This window comes from Alteromonas sp. AWJ4_199, from assembly GCF_056159165.1.
The window spans coordinates 2,357,240-2,377,125 of the sequence record NZ_JBSWUR010000001.1; the positions used below are offsets into that span (position 1 = coordinate 2,357,240).

At 45.8% G+C, this 19,886-nt stretch carries 15 protein-coding genes; 9 read left to right on the top strand and 6 right to left on the bottom strand.

What is annotated here, in order from left to right; genetic code table 11:
• The first annotated feature begins 73 nt into the window (after positions 1–73).
• The 4 genes from proB (at position 74) to ACXAER_RS10370 (ending at position 3,669) form a co-directional block, all read left to right on the top strand.
• The gene (gene proB, locus ACXAER_RS10355; protein ID WP_474828966.1) at positions 74–1,174 is read left to right on the top strand and encodes a glutamate 5-kinase; all 1,101 of its coding nucleotides are present in this window, start codon (positions 74–76) and stop codon (positions 1,172–1,174) included.
• A gap of 125 nt (positions 1,175–1,299) precedes the next feature.
• Positions 1,300–1,737, top strand: a complete 438-nt coding sequence (locus ACXAER_RS10360) for an acyl-CoA thioesterase (RefSeq protein ID WP_474828968.1) — start codon at positions 1,300–1,302, stop codon at positions 1,735–1,737.
• A 3-nt stretch (positions 1,738–1,740) separates the two neighbouring features.
• Positions 1,741–2,757, top strand: coding sequence for a D-2-hydroxyacid dehydrogenase (locus ACXAER_RS10365; RefSeq protein WP_474828970.1), 1,017 nt, complete (start codon positions 1,741–1,743; stop codon positions 2,755–2,757).
• 9 nt (positions 2,758–2,766) lie between these two features.
• Positions 2,767–3,669 carry a DMT family transporter gene (locus ACXAER_RS10370; protein ID WP_474828972.1) on the top strand — a complete coding sequence of 301 codons (903 nt, stop codon included), beginning with the start codon at positions 2,767–2,769 and terminating at the stop codon, positions 3,667–3,669.
• A 16-nt stretch (positions 3,670–3,685) separates the two neighbouring features.
• On the opposite strand, the gene ACXAER_RS10375 is transcribed toward ACXAER_RS10370, so the two are convergent.
• Positions 3,686–3,961 (bottom strand): hypothetical protein, encoded by a 276-nt coding sequence (locus ACXAER_RS10375; RefSeq protein WP_136782441.1) that lies wholly within the window; start codon positions 3,959–3,961, stop codon positions 3,686–3,688.
• Positions 3,962–4,171: 210 nt separating this feature from the next.
• Here ACXAER_RS10375 and ACXAER_RS10380 point away from each other — a divergent pair, with 210 nt between their 5' ends.
• Complete coding sequence (locus ACXAER_RS10380; protein ID WP_474830561.1) at positions 4,172–4,678, top strand: RNA polymerase sigma factor; 507 nt, start codon at positions 4,172–4,174, stop codon at positions 4,676–4,678.
• Positions 4,671–5,291, top strand: coding sequence for a hypothetical protein (locus ACXAER_RS10385; protein WP_474828974.1), 621 nt, complete (start codon positions 4,671–4,673; stop codon positions 5,289–5,291). Before ACXAER_RS10380 ends, ACXAER_RS10385 begins: the two co-directional genes overlap by 8 nt.
• Positions 5,292–5,334: 43 nt before the next feature.
• Here the strand turns inward: ACXAER_RS10385 and ACXAER_RS10390 are convergent, their stop codons facing one another.
• Complete coding sequence (locus ACXAER_RS10390) at positions 5,335–9,225, bottom strand: translocation/assembly module TamB domain-containing protein (RefSeq protein ID WP_474828976.1); 3,891 nt, start codon at positions 9,223–9,225, stop codon at positions 5,335–5,337.
• Complete coding sequence (locus ACXAER_RS10395) at positions 9,222–11,060, bottom strand: autotransporter assembly complex protein TamA (RefSeq protein WP_474828978.1); 1,839 nt, start codon at positions 11,058–11,060, stop codon at positions 9,222–9,224. Before ACXAER_RS10395 ends, ACXAER_RS10390 begins: the two co-directional genes overlap by 4 nt.
• 275 nt (positions 11,061–11,335) lie before the next feature.
• Between ACXAER_RS10395 and ACXAER_RS10400 the strand changes: the two genes are divergently transcribed.
• Positions 11,336–13,321, top strand: coding sequence for an alpha/beta hydrolase family protein (locus tag ACXAER_RS10400; RefSeq protein WP_474828980.1), 1,986 nt, complete (start codon positions 11,336–11,338; stop codon positions 13,319–13,321).
• A 138-nt stretch (positions 13,322–13,459) separates the two neighbouring features.
• Positions 13,460–14,710 carry a multidrug effflux MFS transporter gene (locus ACXAER_RS10405; protein ID WP_474828982.1) on the top strand — a complete coding sequence of 417 codons (1,251 nt, stop codon included), beginning with the start codon at positions 13,460–13,462 and terminating at the stop codon, positions 14,708–14,710.
• Positions 14,711–14,858: 148 nt separating this feature from the next.
• On the opposite strand, the gene ilvC is transcribed toward ACXAER_RS10405, so the two are convergent.
• On the bottom strand, positions 14,859–16,337 hold the full coding sequence (gene ilvC, locus ACXAER_RS10410) for a ketol-acid reductoisomerase (RefSeq protein ID WP_474828984.1): 1,479 nt from the start codon (positions 16,335–16,337) through the stop codon (positions 14,859–14,861).
• A gap of 157 nt (positions 16,338–16,494) precedes the next feature.
• Here ilvC and ilvY point away from each other — a divergent pair, with 157 nt between their 5' ends.
• A complete protein-coding gene (ilvY, locus tag ACXAER_RS10415; protein ID WP_474828986.1) occupies positions 16,495–17,367 on the top strand; it encodes an HTH-type transcriptional activator IlvY in 873 nt (290 codons plus the stop codon).
• A 19-nt stretch (positions 17,368–17,386) separates the two neighbouring features.
• Here the strand turns inward: ilvY and ACXAER_RS10420 are convergent, their stop codons facing one another.
• A complete protein-coding gene (locus tag ACXAER_RS10420; RefSeq protein WP_474828988.1) occupies positions 17,387–18,901 on the bottom strand; it encodes a YifB family Mg chelatase-like AAA ATPase in 1,515 nt (504 codons plus the stop codon).
• A 203-nt stretch (positions 18,902–19,104) separates the two neighbouring features.
• Positions 19,105–19,722 (bottom strand): trimeric intracellular cation channel family protein, encoded by a 618-nt coding sequence (locus ACXAER_RS10425; RefSeq protein ID WP_474828990.1) that lies wholly within the window; start codon positions 19,720–19,722, stop codon positions 19,105–19,107.
• Positions 19,723–19,886 lie beyond the last annotated feature (164 nt).

The following is a 19,886-nucleotide window of genomic DNA, read 5'->3' on the forward strand; positions in this document are numbered from 1 at the left end:
CTGTAACAGATCGTTTTGTTTCGCGCTTCAACTGTCGTATTCTTAAGCTCTTGTTATCTTTTTTCTTTCCCCTATGAACCGTTTCAATTGGCAACGTGCCGTTATAAAAGTTGGCAGTGCGCTCATTGCTCCTGAAGGCAACGAGTGCAGCGGGCGTTATTTGCTGTCTCTCGCTCGATTTATTACTGCTAGTCGCGAAGCTGGCAAAGAAATTATTCTTGTCTCTTCTGGTAGTGTTGCCGCGGGCCGCAGCAAAGTGAAGGTTCGCCACAACGCATCTATTGCAGAAAAGCAGGCCATGGCTGCGATTGGCCAGAATTTAATGATGGCCAACTGGCAGCGCTTTTTCGACTTTCCCTGTGCACAAGTATTGTTAACGGCGGATGATTTACGCGATAGAACCCGCTACGTAAATATTAAAAATACCTTGCGCGAAATTTTGAATCACAATGCGCTACCTATTGTGAATGAAAACGACACAGTTGCTGTTAATGAGCTTAAAGTGGGTGACAACGATAACTTAGGTGCCTATACGGCGTTAGTTGCTCAAGCTGACACCCTCATTATCTGCTCAGATATCGACGGTTTATTTACCGCAGACCCAAGAAAAGACGCCAGCGCCACACTCATTCCACAGGTAGATAAAATAGACAGCACTATTTACGGCCTTGCCGGCGGCGCTGGAACTGCGATAGGAACTGGGGGCATGCGTACAAAAATTGAAGCAGCGGATAAATGTACCAGTAGCGGTATTCAAACCCTGATTGTAAATGGTCGAAAAGGAGAGACTTTTGATGCATTACTTGAAGGTAGTGTACCGGGGACTCTGTTTACAGCAAGCAGCACACCGGCTAATGCCCGAAGGCTGTGGCTTACTCACACTCTTAAAACCGCTGGCAGAATAGAAGTTGATAGCGGTGCGAAAGAGGCGTTAGTGCGAAAAGGCGCATCATTACTGCCGTCGGGTATTGTTGATATTGTCGGTTTGTTTGAACAAGGCGACGCTGTTGAAGTGGTATGCCAAGGAGAAGTTATTGCCAAAGGTCTTTGCCTGTATAACGCAAAAGACTTAACGCTTATAAAAGGGAAAAAGTCGAAAGAAATTGCCAGTGTGTTAGGTTATGAAACAACGGATGTTGCCATTCACCGTGACGATATGGTGCTTTATTCATAGCGCTACCCAAAAGAATCGCTGCAATAGACTACCGCACATTAAACATTAATTGGCGTTAGTCGTTCATCGATTTTCATTATTTGCGCCAACAACAAAGCGATACATTTATTCACTAAGGGACGATCATGACTGATATCACACCTACACTTGCCGACTACCCTTATAAAGTTACTATCGCCACGCGTTGGCAAGACAATGATGCGTACGGACATATCAACAATGTTGTGTATTACGGTTTCTTTGATACCGCGGTAAACCGCTTTTTGATTGAAGAAGGTGGACTAGATATACACAATGGGCAAACCGTGGCGTATGTGGTGAGCAGTCAGTGTCAGTACATTTCGCCGGCGGCTTATCCCGAAGACATTTTTGTGGGTTTGCGCGTTATCAAAATAGGTCGAAGTTCAGTGACTTATGGGTTGTCGGTGTATGCGGGCGAAAATAAGCGACGCGTGGCTCATGGCCAGTTTGTGCATGTATTTGTAGATAGGAAGACCGATAAGGCTATTCCTATCCCAGTAAACGTGAAAGCAGCGTTAGAGTCGATTGTGGAAGTGATGTAGGTCATGGCAAAAATGACGAAACACAACGCCTCTCAAGAGATCAGCAACGGCAAACGAAAGCAGGTTGTCTTTCTAGACGCCGAAACCATGGATTTGCCTAGCCTTGATACCTCGTCACTAGATGACTTACGAACTAATTTTGACGCCGCGATTACGCTTCATCAACAAACTCAAGCCGAAGACGTTGCCGAGCGCATAAAAAATGCCGATGCTGTGCTGGTTAACAAAGTCGTGCTACAAGCCAAAGATTTACAACAGGCCAGTCAGCTTCGCTATATTGGTGTAACTGCGACCGGCATGAACAATATCGACCGTGATTACTGCAAACAGGCGGGTATCACCGTTCAAAATGTAGAGGGCTATGGCACTGACAGCGTTGCTCAACATACGTTGACCTTGGCGTTGAATTTGGCCACCAATTTTGTGACGTATCAGCGCGATATACGCAACCAAGCATGGTCTAGTTCTTCTCATTTCTGCTTACTCAACCACCCCGTGGTGGAATTGGCGGGTAAGCATGCGGTAATTGTTGGGCATGGCGAGCTTGGCAAGCGTGTAGAGACATTGTTCAAGGCTATGGGTATGCAGGTGAGTATCGCTGCTCGCCCAGGTAAACAAGACGACCCTCGTCCAAGTCTTGCATCGCTTTTACCCAATGCCGATGTGGTAAGTCTTCATTGCCCTCTTACTGAAGCCACCGATAAGCTTATTAATGCCGAGACGTTGTCGCTGATGAAGCCAATCGCTTTTCTCATTAATACGGCTCGCGGCGGTTTGATTAATGAGGAGGCACTCTATCATGCGCTTAAAAACAACCAAATTGGCGGCGCGGGATTAGATGTACTAAGCGTGGAGCCTCCGCCTGTTGATCATATATTGCTTAAAGAGGCGCTACCCAACTTGCTGGTAACGCCGCATAATGCGTGGATTGGTAATGGCGCTAGGCAAAAACTGCTTAATAGCGCTATCGCCCATTTATCTGCCCACTTATCTTCTTGTTTATCAGAGCCTCAGGGTTAGAACGCTGCTATGAATAACGCGACCTTGTTTACTTTGTGCTGCCTTATTTGGGGCTCAACCTGGATAGCCATCACTTATCAAATAGGGCATACCTCTGAAACCTTTGCCATTGCGCTGCGTTATTTATTGGCGTCGGCCTGCTTAGGAGTTTACTGTGTTATTAGGCGTTTGCCGCTTAAGCTACCGGTACATGTTCATGTGAAAATGGCCGCAGTCGGTCTCTTTTTATACAGCTTAAATTACACGCTGCTGTATATGGCGCAAGCGCACATTATTAGCGCGCTGTTAGCCCTCATGAGCTCTTGCATTATTTACATCAACGTTGTGCTTCGGCGATGGTGGCTTAAAGAGCCTATAAGAAAAGAAGTGGTTATAGGTGCTACATTTGGCTTGCTGGGCATTGTGTGTTTGTTTGTGCCTGAGTTTTCCAAAGTATCCATGGATGCAGCCCTTGCCACTGGTCTTGCCATAGCGTTTGTCAGCTTTTTCTGCGCCTCAACAGGTAACGTTATCTCAGAGCGTATATTGACTTCGGGCACGCCTGTCATCCAAATGAATTTCTATGCCATGAGCTACGCCATGGTACTGCTTTTCATCACCTCACTGGCAATGCCGGGTAAGTTAGTCATTCCTACCCATACCGAGTTCTATTTGTCGCTGCTTTATCTGGCTATCTTTGGCTCTGTGTTTGCGTTTGGCGCGTACATGAAACTGTTAAAGCAAATGGGCGCTGACAAAGCCGCGTATGTCGTCTTGGTATACCCCATGGTTGCACTGGTTATTTCCACCTTTTTCGAAGGCTATACCTGGAGCGTTTTATCTGTGGTTGGGGTGGTCATTGTGCTGGTAGGCAACGCCATTGCAATGGGGAAAGTTCCCCGCTTTATGCGTCGCCCACCGGTGTCGAGTTAGGGGCTGGTAAAACCGTTTATTTGAGCGCGTTGATTTTCTTATTCAGTTCATAAGCAGGTTCGGTAACAATGGTTTCGAGAGTTTCAATACGCGTCATCAAGGCTTTAATTTGCGCATCTTTTTCTTCTAAACGCTGCTGCTGTTTGTCGGTCACGCCTTTTACAAATGGGTTGCTGCATTCGCCATTCATCCAGTCGTTTAATCGCCACTGAAATTTTGCGTCTAGGTAGCTTGCCAAAAGCACAAGCGACGTGATGCTGCCAATTAACAAAACTAAACTTAACGTAGACATAATGTTTTCCTAATCCGAATTTCAAGGTTGAAGGCTTTTAGGGAAAATGCCCTAAACGCACGCTACTGCACTTACTGTTTTAACTAGTCATTCGCTGTTCAAAAAAATTACAGCATTGGCGAAAAAAGTTTGTAATAAAAATTCGTGGGGGCAGACTGATAGAAGCAACACAATAAAATAACAACAGTTTTTGTGATTAGGGATGTGATCTTGGGGCAGGGTTTTGAAGATGTTTTTGCGCAATACGGGGCAATACTAAGCCGTGTAGCAAACAGCTATGAAGCAAACGAAGCGATGCAGCAAGAGTTATTGCAAGAAATTGCTATTGCCGTTTGGCAGGGGCTGTCTCGCTTTAAGGGCGATAGCAGCGTGAAAACCTATATTTTGAAGATAGCTCATAACCGCGCAGTTACTCACGTAGCAAATCAAGTGAAGCGTATTGATACCCATCAATACGACCAAGATGATTTGGGCTATGACGGGTTCGTCAGTAACACCCACTCACCAGAGGAAATGTCTAGTCAACACCAGTCGCTAGAGCGCTTGTTGCGCGCGGTACGGGCACTTCCATTGCAGTCAAGACAAGTGCTAACGCTTTCTCTAGAAGGCTTAAGTTACGATGAAATTGCAGACGTCTGTGGTCTGACTAAAAACCATGTTGGTGTGATATTAAAACGCGCCAAGCAAAGTATCATGCAGGAGCAACCGCATGCATAATTCAGATAAAGAGAATCAAACGAATCCGCCCGTATCAGTAGACCATGAGCAAAATGATGCCCTTTCTGCGCTATGGCAAGCTCAGCCAGTTACGATTATCAACCTCTCGGAAGTAAAAGCCAGCCTAAGCAGTGAACGAACAAAGCAACGTTGGTATATGGTTTTGGATTCCTTAATGGTTATCCCCGCTAGTTACATTCTTAACAAGTATTGGGGGGATATGACGCTTGTAGCACAAATGATGTTTCTTTTTATGCTAGTCACATCTTTGCCGCTACTCGTTTATCAGCTATGGTTAAGACGCATCGCTGCCTTCTACAAAGATAGCCAAACAGCAGACCATCTTGCCCAACTGATAAAGCAAATAAAAAACAATGTTAAAATCGCATTTATAACCAAACACTCAACTTGGGTAGCCGTAGTTTTTGGATTTGCATTCATTCTAGAACGATACTTCTTCGGTGACCTTTCCCCCGAAAAAATCACTAAGTTGTCCATTGTTATGACATTTATGACCATCGGGATGATGATTTGGTATGTATGGGCTCACAAAAGACAAAAGCGCTTCGAGCGACAGCTTAAAACGCTAGAAAGTATGGTGCAGCATTGCTAGAAAATAGGACTGAACTGAGAGGGTGCTTCATTACGCTCATGATTTAGTTGTCTTTGCTGGAGCTTGAGGTTTCAGCGTTACTTTCTTGTGGTGACTCTGAATTGTTATCAACCTCATCAGTATCATCACTGTCTTCAACACCGTTATCACCTTTACGAGTTCTTTTATCGCCCAAGAAAAACTCATAATAAAGGTCTAACGCAAACTCTGACTGGTCTTCCAATGTGGTTTGGATTGCCTCTAAATATAGGCTAGGTAATAACTGATATTTCAGTGCCAAATCAGGTGGAAGCTGTCTGCGACGTAGCGTGCTGTTGGCATCATTGTTACTTAAACCAACATCGACATTGTACTCCACTGATAGTCGCTCATTAATTTGCCCTGTAACCGACAACATGTTTTCGTTGGTGCTTAGGCTAAAATCATCTATCCCCAAGGCGCTGCCGACTTGCCCTGTGAGGGTTTTGGTGTTCGACAAGCCAAAGCCTAATAGCAGTGCAGCGTAATTAGGATCTTGTGTTCCCGAGTTTGGCCCTGAGCCAGTAAGCAAGTACGACAGTACGCCCTGCTGATCCATAGCTGGCTCTGAAAATAGGTTAATACTTGGCGAGTCGGCTGCACCGTCAATACGAATTCCCGCAATAACGTCGTCATCGGTTTTAGCGGGGTCGCGGATGGCTTCAACTAGCAACAAAGGCTGGTCGATGGGGCCGTTGAACTGCACTTCACCGGTTTGAATAATTAACTGTTGCCCATAAGCACTGTAGCGCCCGTTTAGTATTTGAAGGTCGCCGTAACCCACAAGTGCTGGCTGGGTGTTCACACGAATTCCGCCATATAAGCTTGCGGTTAGTCCAAACGCCTCAAGCTTCACTTCTTCGGTTTTGTTTTTATCAATGTTAACTAGCACCGACGCGTGAACGATATCTAGCGGATCTTCTCTATCGGGTTCGCCTCGTAGGTGCACGTCTTTTGAAGGCGAAACAGCGCTTTCAGGGAGCGACTCTATTTCAATTTGCGCCCACGGAATATTCACTTCGCCGGTAACATCAACCTTTTCTTTTGTGGCCGCTATATCAATATTCGGAGATACCTTGAGCCGGATATTTGGCTGACGAATTTCGAAGCCATTCCCTTTTAAATTGAATGTCGCGCTTGGGTCAGACGACCAGTCTATATTGCCCTTAAGCGCTCCTTTCCCTCCACCCAGCACAAACGCACCGTCTAGTGCTGCGGTCTGGCCATCAAGTACCACTTTTTGATTCCAATCTGCCAATGTTACGGGGGTATCTTGTATATCAATAGCACCATTTGAAATGGCTAATTCACCATTAAGCGCCGGGTCGTCAACATAACCACTTAGCCTAATATCTCCATTAAGCTTTCCTGTCAGGGTTCTAATCGCCGGGGAAAGCGGTTTAAAAGGCGCAACGTTGAGCCCTTCCATCACTAACTTGCCCTCTAGTGGTATGCGCTCATCAAACGGGCGGGTATTTAAAGAAAGCGTTGCATCGCCAATGTCTTGACTAGAGATTAAGGATGTCGACGTTAGCTGACCTTGCTTGATTTTTCCGTTAGTTTCTATGGAATTAATCGTAAGTGTAAGGGGCCGTGTTTCCCCTAGTTGCCACGGGGCGGCGCTCATTGAAGCGGAAAACGTCGCATCTATCGGATCTTTTGGTGAATAACTGCCCTTGGTTTTTACCGTGAGCGTTGCTTGCGAAGGGCTTGAAACAACGGTGGGTGCTAATTCATTCGCCCATAACCCAATCGGTAGTGAAGTAGCGCTTATGTCCCAACTGGCTTTATCTTCCTGATAATTCACATTTGAAATACACAGCTCCCCTTCCTTTCTAGAGGACCAGCAATGTTGGCCTATTTTGGCCGTTACCGGTGTGGTGCCAATGTCTAGACTAAACGAGCTTGATAATGTCCATTGCATATTAGCGAGTTTTAATGCGGTATCGCTGATTTCACCAACCCAATGGTTATTGGTCCATGCACCTTTGAGTGAAAGCGCGATCTTGTTGTTGGGCACTGCCATGTCTAGTTTTGCTGTGTGATCGCGATAGGTTCCATTGATTGCAATTTCGCCATTTAACGGCCCTTGCTGGGCTGCGGCAGCGTTTAGATTAGGCGAGATGGCAATATTAGAGAGGGCTAGGGTTCCGTTTGCGCTAGGGTTCTGCCAGGGACCGGTGGCATTTATCTTACCATTTATCCCGCCGGTTATTTCTGGGTATAGGCTTGAAACAGCATTAACACTAATTGCAATATCAGCATTTAAATGACGTTTATTAAGCACTTGAGCGACGGCGCGGATAGTATTTCTTTCCTGCTCATTTTCTTGCGTAACATTAATATTAGTTACAAATAAATCACTGGGGCCGGCATAAACAGCATTCCCTTTTACTTGCAGCGGTTTGTTTTGAAGCACGCCTGATACCGTCATATCTCTTAGGCTCATATGTAAGCCGCCGCGCTCAGAATATTGCAAGATGCTGTCGATCTGCCCGTTAATTTTCTCCGGGGCATAAGCACTGAACTGTCTACCTGACACGTTTTTAAGCGTTGTCTTACCTTCCCATGCAATGCTTTCGTTAAGATATAGTGTACCCGTGTTGGTTAAGCTGCCTTCCAACGCGTTAATATTGGCTTGATTAACAAAGATATTGTTCTTTTTCAGCACCACATCTAACGACACCGGCACATTCCCAATATCGGGCAAGGTAGCAGCACCAGCTCCTTTAAGCACGTAGTCGCCCATGGTGCCTGCAAGCGTTAACTGTCCTTCTTTTAGCGTGGTATTTTCCATGGTGGGTACAGCTTGCTCTTGCCAGTTCGCAGTGAATTCTATAGGAAGGTTACTGTCTAGTATGTTCGCCATGAGATTAGCGTTTGCGGTAACCGCCCCTTTGGCAATAACAGACAGCGTTAGGTCGTCCAACGCACCTGCGGCGGTTATGTTCACTTCTTGCGGAGCATCGCCGAGCTTCGTTTTGGCGGTAACCGCGACATCCAACGGGTAGTTTCCATTGAGCGAGGCTGTTGCTTTACCTTTTATTTCCCCCTGTTCATGCACAATTGCCAAATCTTCAATTGCAACATCGGCGCCTTTGAAGTGGGCGTCCAATACGGATATGAGAGAAATGTGCTGTTTATTGCCTTTTTGGGCTATTTGAAGGTCTTCTACCAATAATGTGCCAAGAGACAAGGGAATAGGCGAAGCTATACTGGGTAGTTCAGGTACGTTGTAGCTTAGCGAGTATGACGTAGGCAAAGCACTTTCAGTACTTGACGCCTGTTCTTGCTTTGGAGTAGCGTTTTGAGCAGATTGCTCACTATTAGTGTCCGGTGCATTGGTTATGGCTACAGGTGAAGAGCTGGCTGCCTCATCTGGGTTTAACAGAGCAATGCGGATTCCTTTCGCGGCTATGCTGTCGAGTATCAAGGCGCTATTGCCTTCAAAATCTGCTAACTCTAATTCATCTATTTCTACTGTTGTCGTAAGTAAAGCAAGTTTTATATTCGTTAGTGCTAAATACCCGACATCAATAGGCAGCGGTAATTCAACTTGGTCTCCTGTGGGAGTGTCACTCGACGATTCAGGCGCGTTTGATAGTTGTGTAAGCGTTGCATTTTCAAGCGTTAGCTCGTTGACGCATACTCTGGGCTCAAACAAACAACGCCACGTTACATCAATATAGGCATATTGTGCCGTTACCTTCCATTGCGGGTTTTCCCATGCAACATTATGCACTTCTAAGGTGTCAGCGAATCCGCCTTCAATAGCATCAATAGAAAGTTTATCAACAAGCGCGTTGGCCATTAACTTAACGGTAGGGCCCCCTAGCGGGCTGATTAATACTGCATATATGCCCACCAGTATAAAAATAGGTGACAGTAAAATAGCCGAAAGCGTACGTTTTCTCATAGCTCTGGCCCTAGCATTATATGGAAATCCCAAGTGTTCCCGTCAGGCGCAAAACCTCTAGCGATATAAAACCTCACCGGCCCGATAGGGGAAAGCCAGTGAACACCCGGTCCGATGCCGTAGGTCAGCGTTGTGCTGGTATCGTTAGTGGCTGTTCCCGCATCGATAAACGCTGCAACCCGCCAGTTATCTGCCACTTGGTAAGCGTACTCCACACTTGATGTGAACAAATACTTTCCACCGATTGAGTCTGTTTCAAGTTCGCCGGTTTCTGGGTCGATAACTTCGGCAGTAGGTGAGATTTCACGGTACTCAAAGCCTCTTATACTTTGATCGCCGCCGGCGTAGAAACGAAGTGATGTCGGTACTTCATCAAAACTATTGGTTTTAATGGCCCCAACTTCGCCACGAATTGTAACTCTATGTACATTATTAAAAGTGCGAATAACCATAGCTTCAACAACGGCTTTAGCGAAATCGATGTCAGAGCCATAGCCCTCTCTTCCTATTTGAGTGAGCACTTGTAGATAAGCACCGTTGGTAATACTAAGCTCACTATCTTTATCTTGATAGGTTAAAGAGTACCCAGGCAGCACAAGCGATGTGGTATTCGTGCTCAATTCTCCCTGATCGTATGTTTCCCGTAAATAGGTAATAGAGCCATCATGCTGCCACGGAGAATCGTCACCTTGCCAATAGCGGTGTGCAGAAAGGGATAGTGTTTCACTTTCGAACGAGGTGTTGCTGTATTCAATAAACTGATAACCGGCCTCGATGCTGGCGTAATCTCGGGTTATATTTCTCATGGGAATGCGATAGTCGGCGGTAACCGATTGTTCGGGTTCAGAAATGAAAATATCAGATGAGATCGAATGTCCTTTATCGTTTACCCAAGGTCGTTCCCAGCCCAAGCGAACCCTTGGACCTGTATCAGTGGCGGCACCCACTGATACGTTAAATGCATCTGTGGGTCTATGAAGTAGTGATACCTCTACTGGCACAAGTAAGCCTTCAGCTTCACTGACAACGGGGCGGGCAATAACCCGAGTAAAGTACCCAGATTGATTCAATCTGCGGTTGAAATCACCAAGTACTGCAGACGAATAGGCATCGCCAGCTTTGAAAGGCTTTAACCGTTCAATAATGTCCTTAGCCTTGTCATCCCCTACAAACTTTAACTCGCCAAATTGATATTGAGGCCCGCTTTGCGCAATTAAAAGCACGTTCGCTTGTTTTTCGTCGCGAACCAAATCCAAGCGAGTTGCCTGCCAGAAATAATCAAAATAGCCGTTGGATAGCGCGTAGCTGAACATAGAAGATTTAAACGATTCGTAAATGGTTTGGTTGAGCACGTCGCCTTCTTTAAGTTGTAACGAATTAAATCGCTCTCTAAAGGCTTTGTCTTCACGCCCTGCACCAATAATTTCACGGGTCACTTTATTTATCGTGAGCGGCGCATTTAACGCAACATTTACGGCGACTTTGTCACCTTCTAGTATGCGTACTTTTGTTTCACTATTGTAAAAGCCATAAGGCTGTACTGCTGTTGCCACCGCTCCTGCAACTTCATCTTGCCAATAGGGATCCGTCAATAGCGCCTTTTCTACATCAAGCCCATTTAGATGTAGACGAATATTATTACGAAGCTTTGAGTCGTCTACGCCTTTGATGTCATAAGTGATTGATTCTTCGGCAAACGATGCCATGCACAGTAACCACAACAGCGTGCAGCATACAGCTTTAGTCAATAAAGACGTTGCTTGGGATATTCTGAGCGCAAATTGTCGGAAAAATAGGTCTTGCAAACTGGCAAGCCTGCTCCAAGTTGAAGGCATGAAAAGGTCAAATCCTTAAGGTAACGCTGGGCTTAGAAGCTTACCACTAGAGGGTAAAATCCATGTTCTATCTATGGTTAATAGTACCACATTTACAGTTTGTATTCGTAAAGTACGACGAGAGATCAAATTCTTGCGCTAATGTAGATACTTCAAATCTTGGAAGGTTTATTTTTGTACATTAGAGAGTGAATTTGTATACTCAAGCTAGCATAGCTTTGAGAATTGCTCATTCGCTAAGTTCCGCCAACAACAAAAAATTACAAGGGAATGTTATGTCTTATAAAAAGACGGTCTCACTGACTGTATTTATTGCCCTACTGCTATTTACTATGTCTACCTCGTTGAGTGCAGAGCCTTCCGTTGGTAAGCCTACCTACGAAGCGTTTAGCTCGCTGCCAACCTATTGGACTCCGTCATTGTCACCTGATGGAAAGAAAATCGCTTTTGTTCAAAATGTTGAGCAAGAAGAGGCTTTTGCCATGCTTGCCACCTTTGACCTGATAAAGGGAGAGAAGCATTACCTGCTGCGCTCTGACAATGAGCGCGTCAAAATAAATTGGTATCACTGGGTTAATAATGAGCGATTAGTGGTCAGTGCTCGTTATGAGACTCGGCGAGGCACAACCAAAGTGCACGACACGCGGTTACTTAGCGTTAAGTTTGATGGCGAGGGCGGCGCGTTTAATATGGTTGAATGGGAACGCATTAAGCGCCGGGCCGGTAACCCTAACCACATTCCCCAGTTTCAAGATGAGGTTATCGATTGGCTACCTGATGACCCAGATCATGTACTTATAGCAATAGATGCAGAGGTGCTAGGTTTACCTTCAGTGTATAAAGTCAACGTTAACACAGGAGGCGTAAGCCGCATTATGCGCGGTAAAAAGCGCATCAGAGATTGGCTTACCGATCAACAGAGCAACGTACGTATTGGTATCTCACTCAATTATGACAGCGGTGAGCGTGAAGTTTTCCTAAAAGAGGAAGATGAATGGCGAACTTTGTTTGCCTATAACGCTATGACGGAGAAGGGTGAATACCCTGTAGGCTTTGCAAAAGACCCTAATATCTTATACTTCAAGGGCTACAAAGGCGACTACCGCGCACTTTATACCCTAAACCTTAAAACCAATGAGCGAACTGAAGTGTATGCCGATGATGGGTACGACGTAGATGGCAGCCTGATCTATTCACCAGTTACCCGAGATGCTATTGGAGTGCGTCATGATGGTCGTTTTTATTGGGATGAGCGCTATGTTGCACTTCAAAACGGTATAGATATTGGGCTCCCCGATTACGATAACACGCTAGTCAGTTTCAGTGATGATGAACAAACCTATATCGTTTATTCTGAATCGGACGTATTGCCCGGTGTTTACTTACTGGGTAACCGTAAGGAAGGCACGCTCGATGTATTGTTTCAGCAATACAGCCAAATTGACTCTGCACAATTATCAGAACATAAACTCATTGAATATGAAGCCCGAGACGGCATCAAGATCGAAGCATATTTAACCCTTCCCAAAGGTGACGGGCCCTTCCCAACAATTATTCATCCTCATGGCGGTCCGGGTGCACGAGACTTCAGTGGTTTCGACTATTGGACGGCATATTTTACATCGAAAGGCTACGCAGTGTTGAGACCGAATTTTAGAGGCTCAAGAGGCTATGGTTATAGTTTTGCGCAAAGCCAAATGAAAGGCTGGGGATTAGCTATGCAAGACGACATCACTGACGCGGCAGGCTGGATGGTTAAACAAGGTTATGCTGAACAGGATAATATGTGCATTGTTGGCGCAAGCTACGGTGGATATGCAGCTTTAATGGCAACGGTTAAAACCCCTGATTTATTTAAATGCGCGGTGAGTTTTGCCGGCGTAAGTTCACTTAAACACGTCGTCATTCACTCTCGCCGTTTCCTGAACAATGAATTCGTTAAAAATCAGATTGGGGACGACTACGATGATCTAGAAGCGCGTTCACCTTATTACAATGCGGAAAGTATCAAGACACCTATTTTACTTGTACATGGCGAAGAAGACCGTATTGTTCCACCTCTTCACAGTCGTTACATGGCTGACGAATTGGAAGACCTCGATAAAGTCTTTAAGTATGTAGAACTTGAAAGTGGCGATCACCACCTTTCTATTCAGCGTAATCGACATTTGTTTTTTAAAGAAATGGATGCATTTTTGGGCGCGTATTTGAAACCAAATAAAAGCGGCGAGAGGATGGCGGCAGACCTTACAACCGAATAGCTCCCGTTAAACGTGTCAGTATTTACGACAAGCGTGTGTGAATTGACGGCTTTTTAACCATATTTCAGGTATACTATGCAAGGCGCGATTGTTTCGCGCCTTTTTAATTTCCCCACTTTATTTCGTTTTCGAGAATTTATGCCCCAGACATCTAATGGCGTATCTGATGATACTGTAATTGTGCAAAAGCCCGCCCTTGGCCTTGTTGAATTTGTTGCCTTAATGGCAACCATGACATCGCTAGTGGCACTTAGTATAGATGCTATGTTGCCCGCACTCATTCAAATTGGTGAAGCTCTAAATGTAGAGGAGGCCCATCAAACCCATTTGATTGTAACCGTTTTCTTTTTAGGCATGGCATTTGGACAAATGTTTTTTGGCCCGTTTTCAGACAGCCGTGGTCGTCGTTTAACTATATTAGTGGGCTTGTGTATTTTCGCCTTAGGTACTTTTGTGTGTATGTTGGCAACCAACCTGGAAACCATGCTGGTGGGGCGGGTTATTCAAGCATTCGGCGTGTCAGGCCCTCGCATAGCTTCAATGGCCATCATTCGTGATTTATACGTGGGGGATGCCATGGCAAAAGTCATGTCGTTTATCATGATGGTGTTTATATTGGTGCCCATGTTAGCCCCCATCATCGGACAAACGGTGATGGAATTGACGTCATGGTTTCATATTTTCACTATGTTCCTCATAGTGGCTACTATGGCTGGAATCTGGTTTTTCTCTCGTCAGGGAGAAACCTTGCCTCGGGCAAAGCGCAGAAAATTCTCGCGCGCACACTTTTTCAAATCATCAAAGTTTATCCTAACCCACCCCGAAGTGATGGGTTACACCTTTGCGATGGGGTGTATTTTCGGCGCGTTTTTGGCGTATTTAAGCGCGTCACAAACCATCTTTACTGTGTTTTACAATGTAGGTGAATGGTTCCCCTATATCTTCGCTACCCTTGCCTTTTCCATCGGTCTTGCCTCTTACTTTAACGGAAAAATGGTAATGCGCTTCGGCATGCGCAAGCTGTGTCGATTTGCGCTTAAAGGCGTAAATTGTTTTGCGGTGGTGTATTTGGCACTGCTATTTGCTTACGATGGTCTGCCGCCATTAATTCCGACCGTGGCCGTTATGTTCGTTGGCTTTTTCTTTGTAGGTATTCTGTTTGGCAATTTAAACGCTATGGCAATGCAGCCTCTTGGCGATATGGCTGGTTTAGGTGCAGCAATTATTGGTTGCTTTTCAAGCTTATTCTCGGTGCCCGTTGCCCTTATAGTCGATAGTTTTTTAAATGGGAACTTGATGCCAATAGGTTGGGGGTTTCTAATCTTTTTTGCACTGGCTTATGTGTCAGTTCGCTTCGCTGAACGGGTGCGGGAAGTGGTTGTTTCTTAACGAGATAAGCATTTGTCAGTAACCGCTTTGAGTGAGAAGTAGTTCGCTGTAAAAAGAGATGTGAATTACTGAATTACAGGCATAAAAAAGCCCGACCAAAATGGTCGGGCAAGAGGGCTTAGTTAAGCACCTAACGACAGAAACTGTCCTATCCTATGATGGCTTTCATGTCAGTCATGTAGCCACGCAAGGTCTTACCTACCGATTCCACACCGTGTGAACGAATGGCTTCGTTAATTTCAACAAGGCGTTTGTTCTCTACTTGATTAGAAGTAGCTGCTAAACCCTTACCGATAACGCTGGTATCAATGGTAGGCATAAATTTCTCACGCAAAATCGGAATTGCTGCGTTGGCAAACAAATAGTTTCCGTATTCTGCTGTGTCTGAAATAACCACGTTCATTTCATACAAACGCTTACGTGCGATTGTGTTAGAAATTAGCGGTGTTTCATGTAGTGATTCGTAGTACGCAGACTCCGGCAGAATTCCAGCTTCAACCATTACGTCAAACGCAACTTCAACACCACACTTGATCATGGCAACTAGCAAGATGCCGTGGTCAAAGAATTCTTGTTCGCTGATTTCGCCTTCGTAAGCTGGTGCGTTTTCAAACGCGGTTTCACCGGTTTCTTCACGCCACTTAAGTAGGTTCGCATCGCCGTTTGCCCAATCTTCCATCATGGTGCGAGAGAACTCACCGCTGATGATGTCGTCTTGGTGCTTTTCAAATAGCGGACGAAGTAAATCAGTTAGCTGCTCAGAAAGCTCAAACGCTTTCACTTTTGCAGGGTTTGATAGACGGTCCATCATGTTAGTTACACCGCCAATCTTAAGTGCTTCAGTAATGGCTTCTAGGCCGTACTGAATAAGCGCACCTGCGTATCCTGGGTCAATACCGTCATCAACCATTTTCTCGAACGCAAGTACTGCTGCAACTTGCTGCATACCACATAAAATGGTTTGCTCGCCCATAAGGTCAGATTTAACTTCAGCCACAAATGATGACTCAAGTACACCTGCGCGGTCACCGCCCGTTGCACTAGCAAGTGCTTTGGCCTGATCCCAGCCCTTACCTTCAGGGTCGTTTTCTGGGTGCACAGCTATTAGTGTTGGTACACCAAAGCCACGCTTATATTCTTCACGTACTTCAGACCCTGGGCTTTTCGGCGCACACATAATTACTGTGATATCGCTACGAATTTGCTGGCCTTCTTCAACAATGTTAAAGCCGTGTGAGTAACCTAACGTTGCCCCTTTTTTCATAAGCGGCATTACTGCTTCAACTACACTCGCGTGCTGCTTATCAGGTGTCAGGTTATAAACTACATCAGCTTCTGGAATAAGCTGCTGATATGTACCAACAGTAAATCCATTGCTTGAAGCGCGTTTGTAAGAGTCGCGTTGCTCATCAATGGCCGCTTGACGCAGCGCATAAGAGACATCTAACCCTGAGTCACGCATATTCAGGCCTTGGTTAAGACCCTGCGCGCCGCAGCCTACAATGACAATTTTCTTGCCTTTTAAAAACTGACAACCGTCAGCGAATTCATCGCGTGCCATAAAGCGGCAGCGGCCAAGCTGATCTAACTGCTGGCGAAGTGACAGGGTGTTGAAATAATTAGCCATAAAAATTTCCGAACAACATTCATTTTTGTCAATATCAAACACCGACCTTGGCGTTGATAGACCTCGTCTATGACGACTTGATAATGAGACTAAAAGATTTCTTTTGTTTTGGAAAATGATATATTTGCAAGATAATATTGCATAAAGTGAAATGTATATGGATTTTCGCAGTCTACAGCTCTTTAATCACCTAGCTACCAGCCTACATTTCGGCGTCACCGCAGAGGCCATGTACGTGTCGCCTTCTACGCTAAGCCGGGTTATCCAACGCCTTGAGGACGAGTTAGGCTGTACGCTATTCAAACGTGACAACCGCAAAGTGGCGCTCACCCATAGTGGGCACAAGCTGCTGTCATTCTCAAAGCAAGCGCTAGCAGATTGGCAGCAATTAAAAATAGATTTAAAAGAAGATAACGATGCACTGCAGGGGGAGCTCAGCGTATTTTGTTCGGTTACCGCTAGTCAAAGTCATTTGCCCGCAATGTTAAGACAATTTAGACAACAGCACCCCGGCGTTGATATACGACTTATAACCGGTGACCCTGCCCTTGCTATAGAAAAAGTTAAGAGCAAGCAGTGTGATTTATCTATTGCTATCTACACACCTGACCTGCCAACCGACTTACATTTCACGGCTCTTGATAACGTACCCTTAGTGCTTATTGCACCAAAGGAATGGCGGCTCACTCAACTGAGTCAGTTAGACTGGACCAAACACCAAGTGATCATGCCTGAAACCGGCCCAACCCGTCGTACCGCCTATCACTGGTTTGCGGAGCACGGTATTCGCCCTAACGTATATGCCTATGTTGGGGGAAATGAAGCCATTGTAAGTATGGTGGCACTTGAGTGTGGGGTGGGCTTTGTACCTAAAGTGGTGCTTGATCATTCCAGTATGGCCAATGCAGTAACTCAAATACCTGTTGAAGATATCGAGCCTTACGCACTTGGTTTATGCTGTCTCCAAGACAAGCAAAACGAACCGCTTGTTAACGCATTTATGCAGCTCAACATACAAGCGCGTGTCTAAGTTAGAGTTTTTAACTCCCTTAGCTGGCACTAAGCTGTTTTATAAGGTTATCCAGAGCACGATAGCCCAGCGCTTCGGCAATGTGCGCCCGCGATACGGCGTCTTCTTCTTCAAGATCGGCAATGGTTCTAGCTACTTTTAGCGTACGGTGAAATACACGCATAGATAAATTAAGCTGTTTGGCAGCGGCCTGTAGAAACTGTAAATCCGCGTCATCAAGTAAGCATATATCGGCTAATTCACCTGCGTGTAGTGCACCATTGGGTTTACCTTGTCGTAGCCCTTGTTTGTGGCGTGCGGCAATAACTCTGTCTCGCGTTGCGTGTAATGAGTCGTCAGGCTGATTGGCAGGTTCTGGCAAGTCATAGTCTGGCAGTCGAGGTACCTCGACTTGTATATCGATTCTATCTAGCAGCGGTCCAGACAAACGGTTTAGGTAGTTGAGCTGCTGCTGTGGCGTTAATCGGTTATCATCAATATCCCCTGTCGGGCTTGGGTTCATCGCTGCGACTAACTGAAAGTTAGCAGGGTATGTTGCACTTCCTGAAGCGCGAGACAAATGCACGTCGCCGGTTTCAAGTGGTTCGCGCAATACGTCCAGTGCTTTTCGCCCAAACTCAGGCAGTTCGTCTAAAAACAAAATACCATTGTGGGCCAGTGATATTTCACCTGGCACAGGGTTAGAGCCACCGCCAGTAAGCGCTACAGCCGAGCTCGTATGATGTGGCGAGCGCAAATGGCGGTTTAAAAACCGTTCTGCATGCAGTTTTTCACCTTTTACGGAATGAATAGCGGCGACTTCCAAGGCTTCTTCTTCACTCATATCCGGTAATAGCGACAACATACGACTGGCGAGTAAGCTTTTACCTGTGCCTGGAGGCCCTACCATAAGTAAATTATGCGAACCACCTGCCGCAATAATCAGGGCTCGTTTGGCTTGCTCTTGACCGATAATGTCATCCCACCCTGAAGGAGTTTTATTCGTTACTCGCGAAGAAAATGGCTGGCCTTTAGCGAGTTTTTTGTTGCCGGTAAGATGTTCATAAACAGATAGAAGGTCAAAGGCGGGAAAGCGTGTCGCGTGGGTAACCAATGCGGCCTCAACATCATTATCTCCGGGATAAACCAGCGCAATATTTTCATTCGCGGCTGCCATGACTATAGGTATTAGCCCGTTAACCGGCTTTATTTCACCGTTTAACGCAAGCTCGCCCACAAAGGCAATGTTAAGTAGGCTGATGTCTGATATGTAGCCCGACGCGGCTAAAATACCTACGGCAATGGGAAGGTCAAACCGCCCGCCAAACTTGGGAATATCTGCTGGCGCTAAATTCACGGTTATACGCTTAGCGGGAAATTCAAAACCACTGTTAATGAGTGCACTGCGAACCCGCTCACGGGCTTCTTTTACACTGGTTTCTGCCATGCCGACCAGTTGAAAAGCAGGTAAACCATTCGCTAGGTGAATTTCTACACTTACCTCTGGTGCCGACACCCCCTGCCCTGCAAAGGTTTTAACAACAGCCATTCCCATATTGTGAACACCCTCTCTTCGTACACGCTTATTATTTGCCTAACTGAAATTTCAAAACTCAGGCGCGGCCAAATAGCCAACGCGCTAGGCATAAACTCTAGAGAGAGTGGGACGAAGATGTAACTGTACTAACGACGGGATTTATCGCCAATATTCATCGAGTGAGTCCATTAATTATATTGCTTGGCAAGGAAGAGTACATGCTAATGATGATCGCTATAAAATACAGGTAGCTGCCAATGCCAGCGCATGGCGCCTAGCCTAAACAATACGGTGGTTGCAAGGGCGGCAATTCCGCACCATTGAGTAGCAAGGTTAAATTCAAGTGCTATGCCATATACAATACCGCCAGCAATACAGGTCATCGCATAAAGCTCGCCGTTTAGTACCAGTGGTACCTCGCGACAGATAACGTCCCTTAGCAAGCCCCCAAATACGCCAGTAATGGTGCCCATTGCAACTGCCACTGCCATGCCTGTGTCGTTGGCTAAGGCTTTCTCTATGCCAACCACGTTAAATAGCGCCAGCCCAAAAGCATCGGCAATTAATAAATAGTGAAACGGGAAGCGAGGGCTAATTCGTAGCCAAACAATGGGAATAAAGGCGGCAATTAGCGTGGTGTACAAGTAATCGGTATCAGCAATCCAAAACACGGGTACATCTAGCATCACATCACGAAGTGTTCCGCCGCCAATGGCGGTAGCACTGGCGAGGACCACCACGCCAAATCCATCCATGCGTTTTTGATATGCCATAAGGGTGCCTGAAATTGCACACACGGCAACGCCTGCTAGGTTTAACCAGTGAAACCAATCGAACATGCTTTATACCCTTTTACTACTATTAAGAACTCGCTATTTCTGCCGCAAAAAACTTGATCAAGCCGTGTGTTTCATGATATTTCTTTGCGCAATACCAATACGCTGTGTACTGCGCATTGTGTGTAGGGGGAAAGCCATAACCCCTAACGAACAACATTTCATTT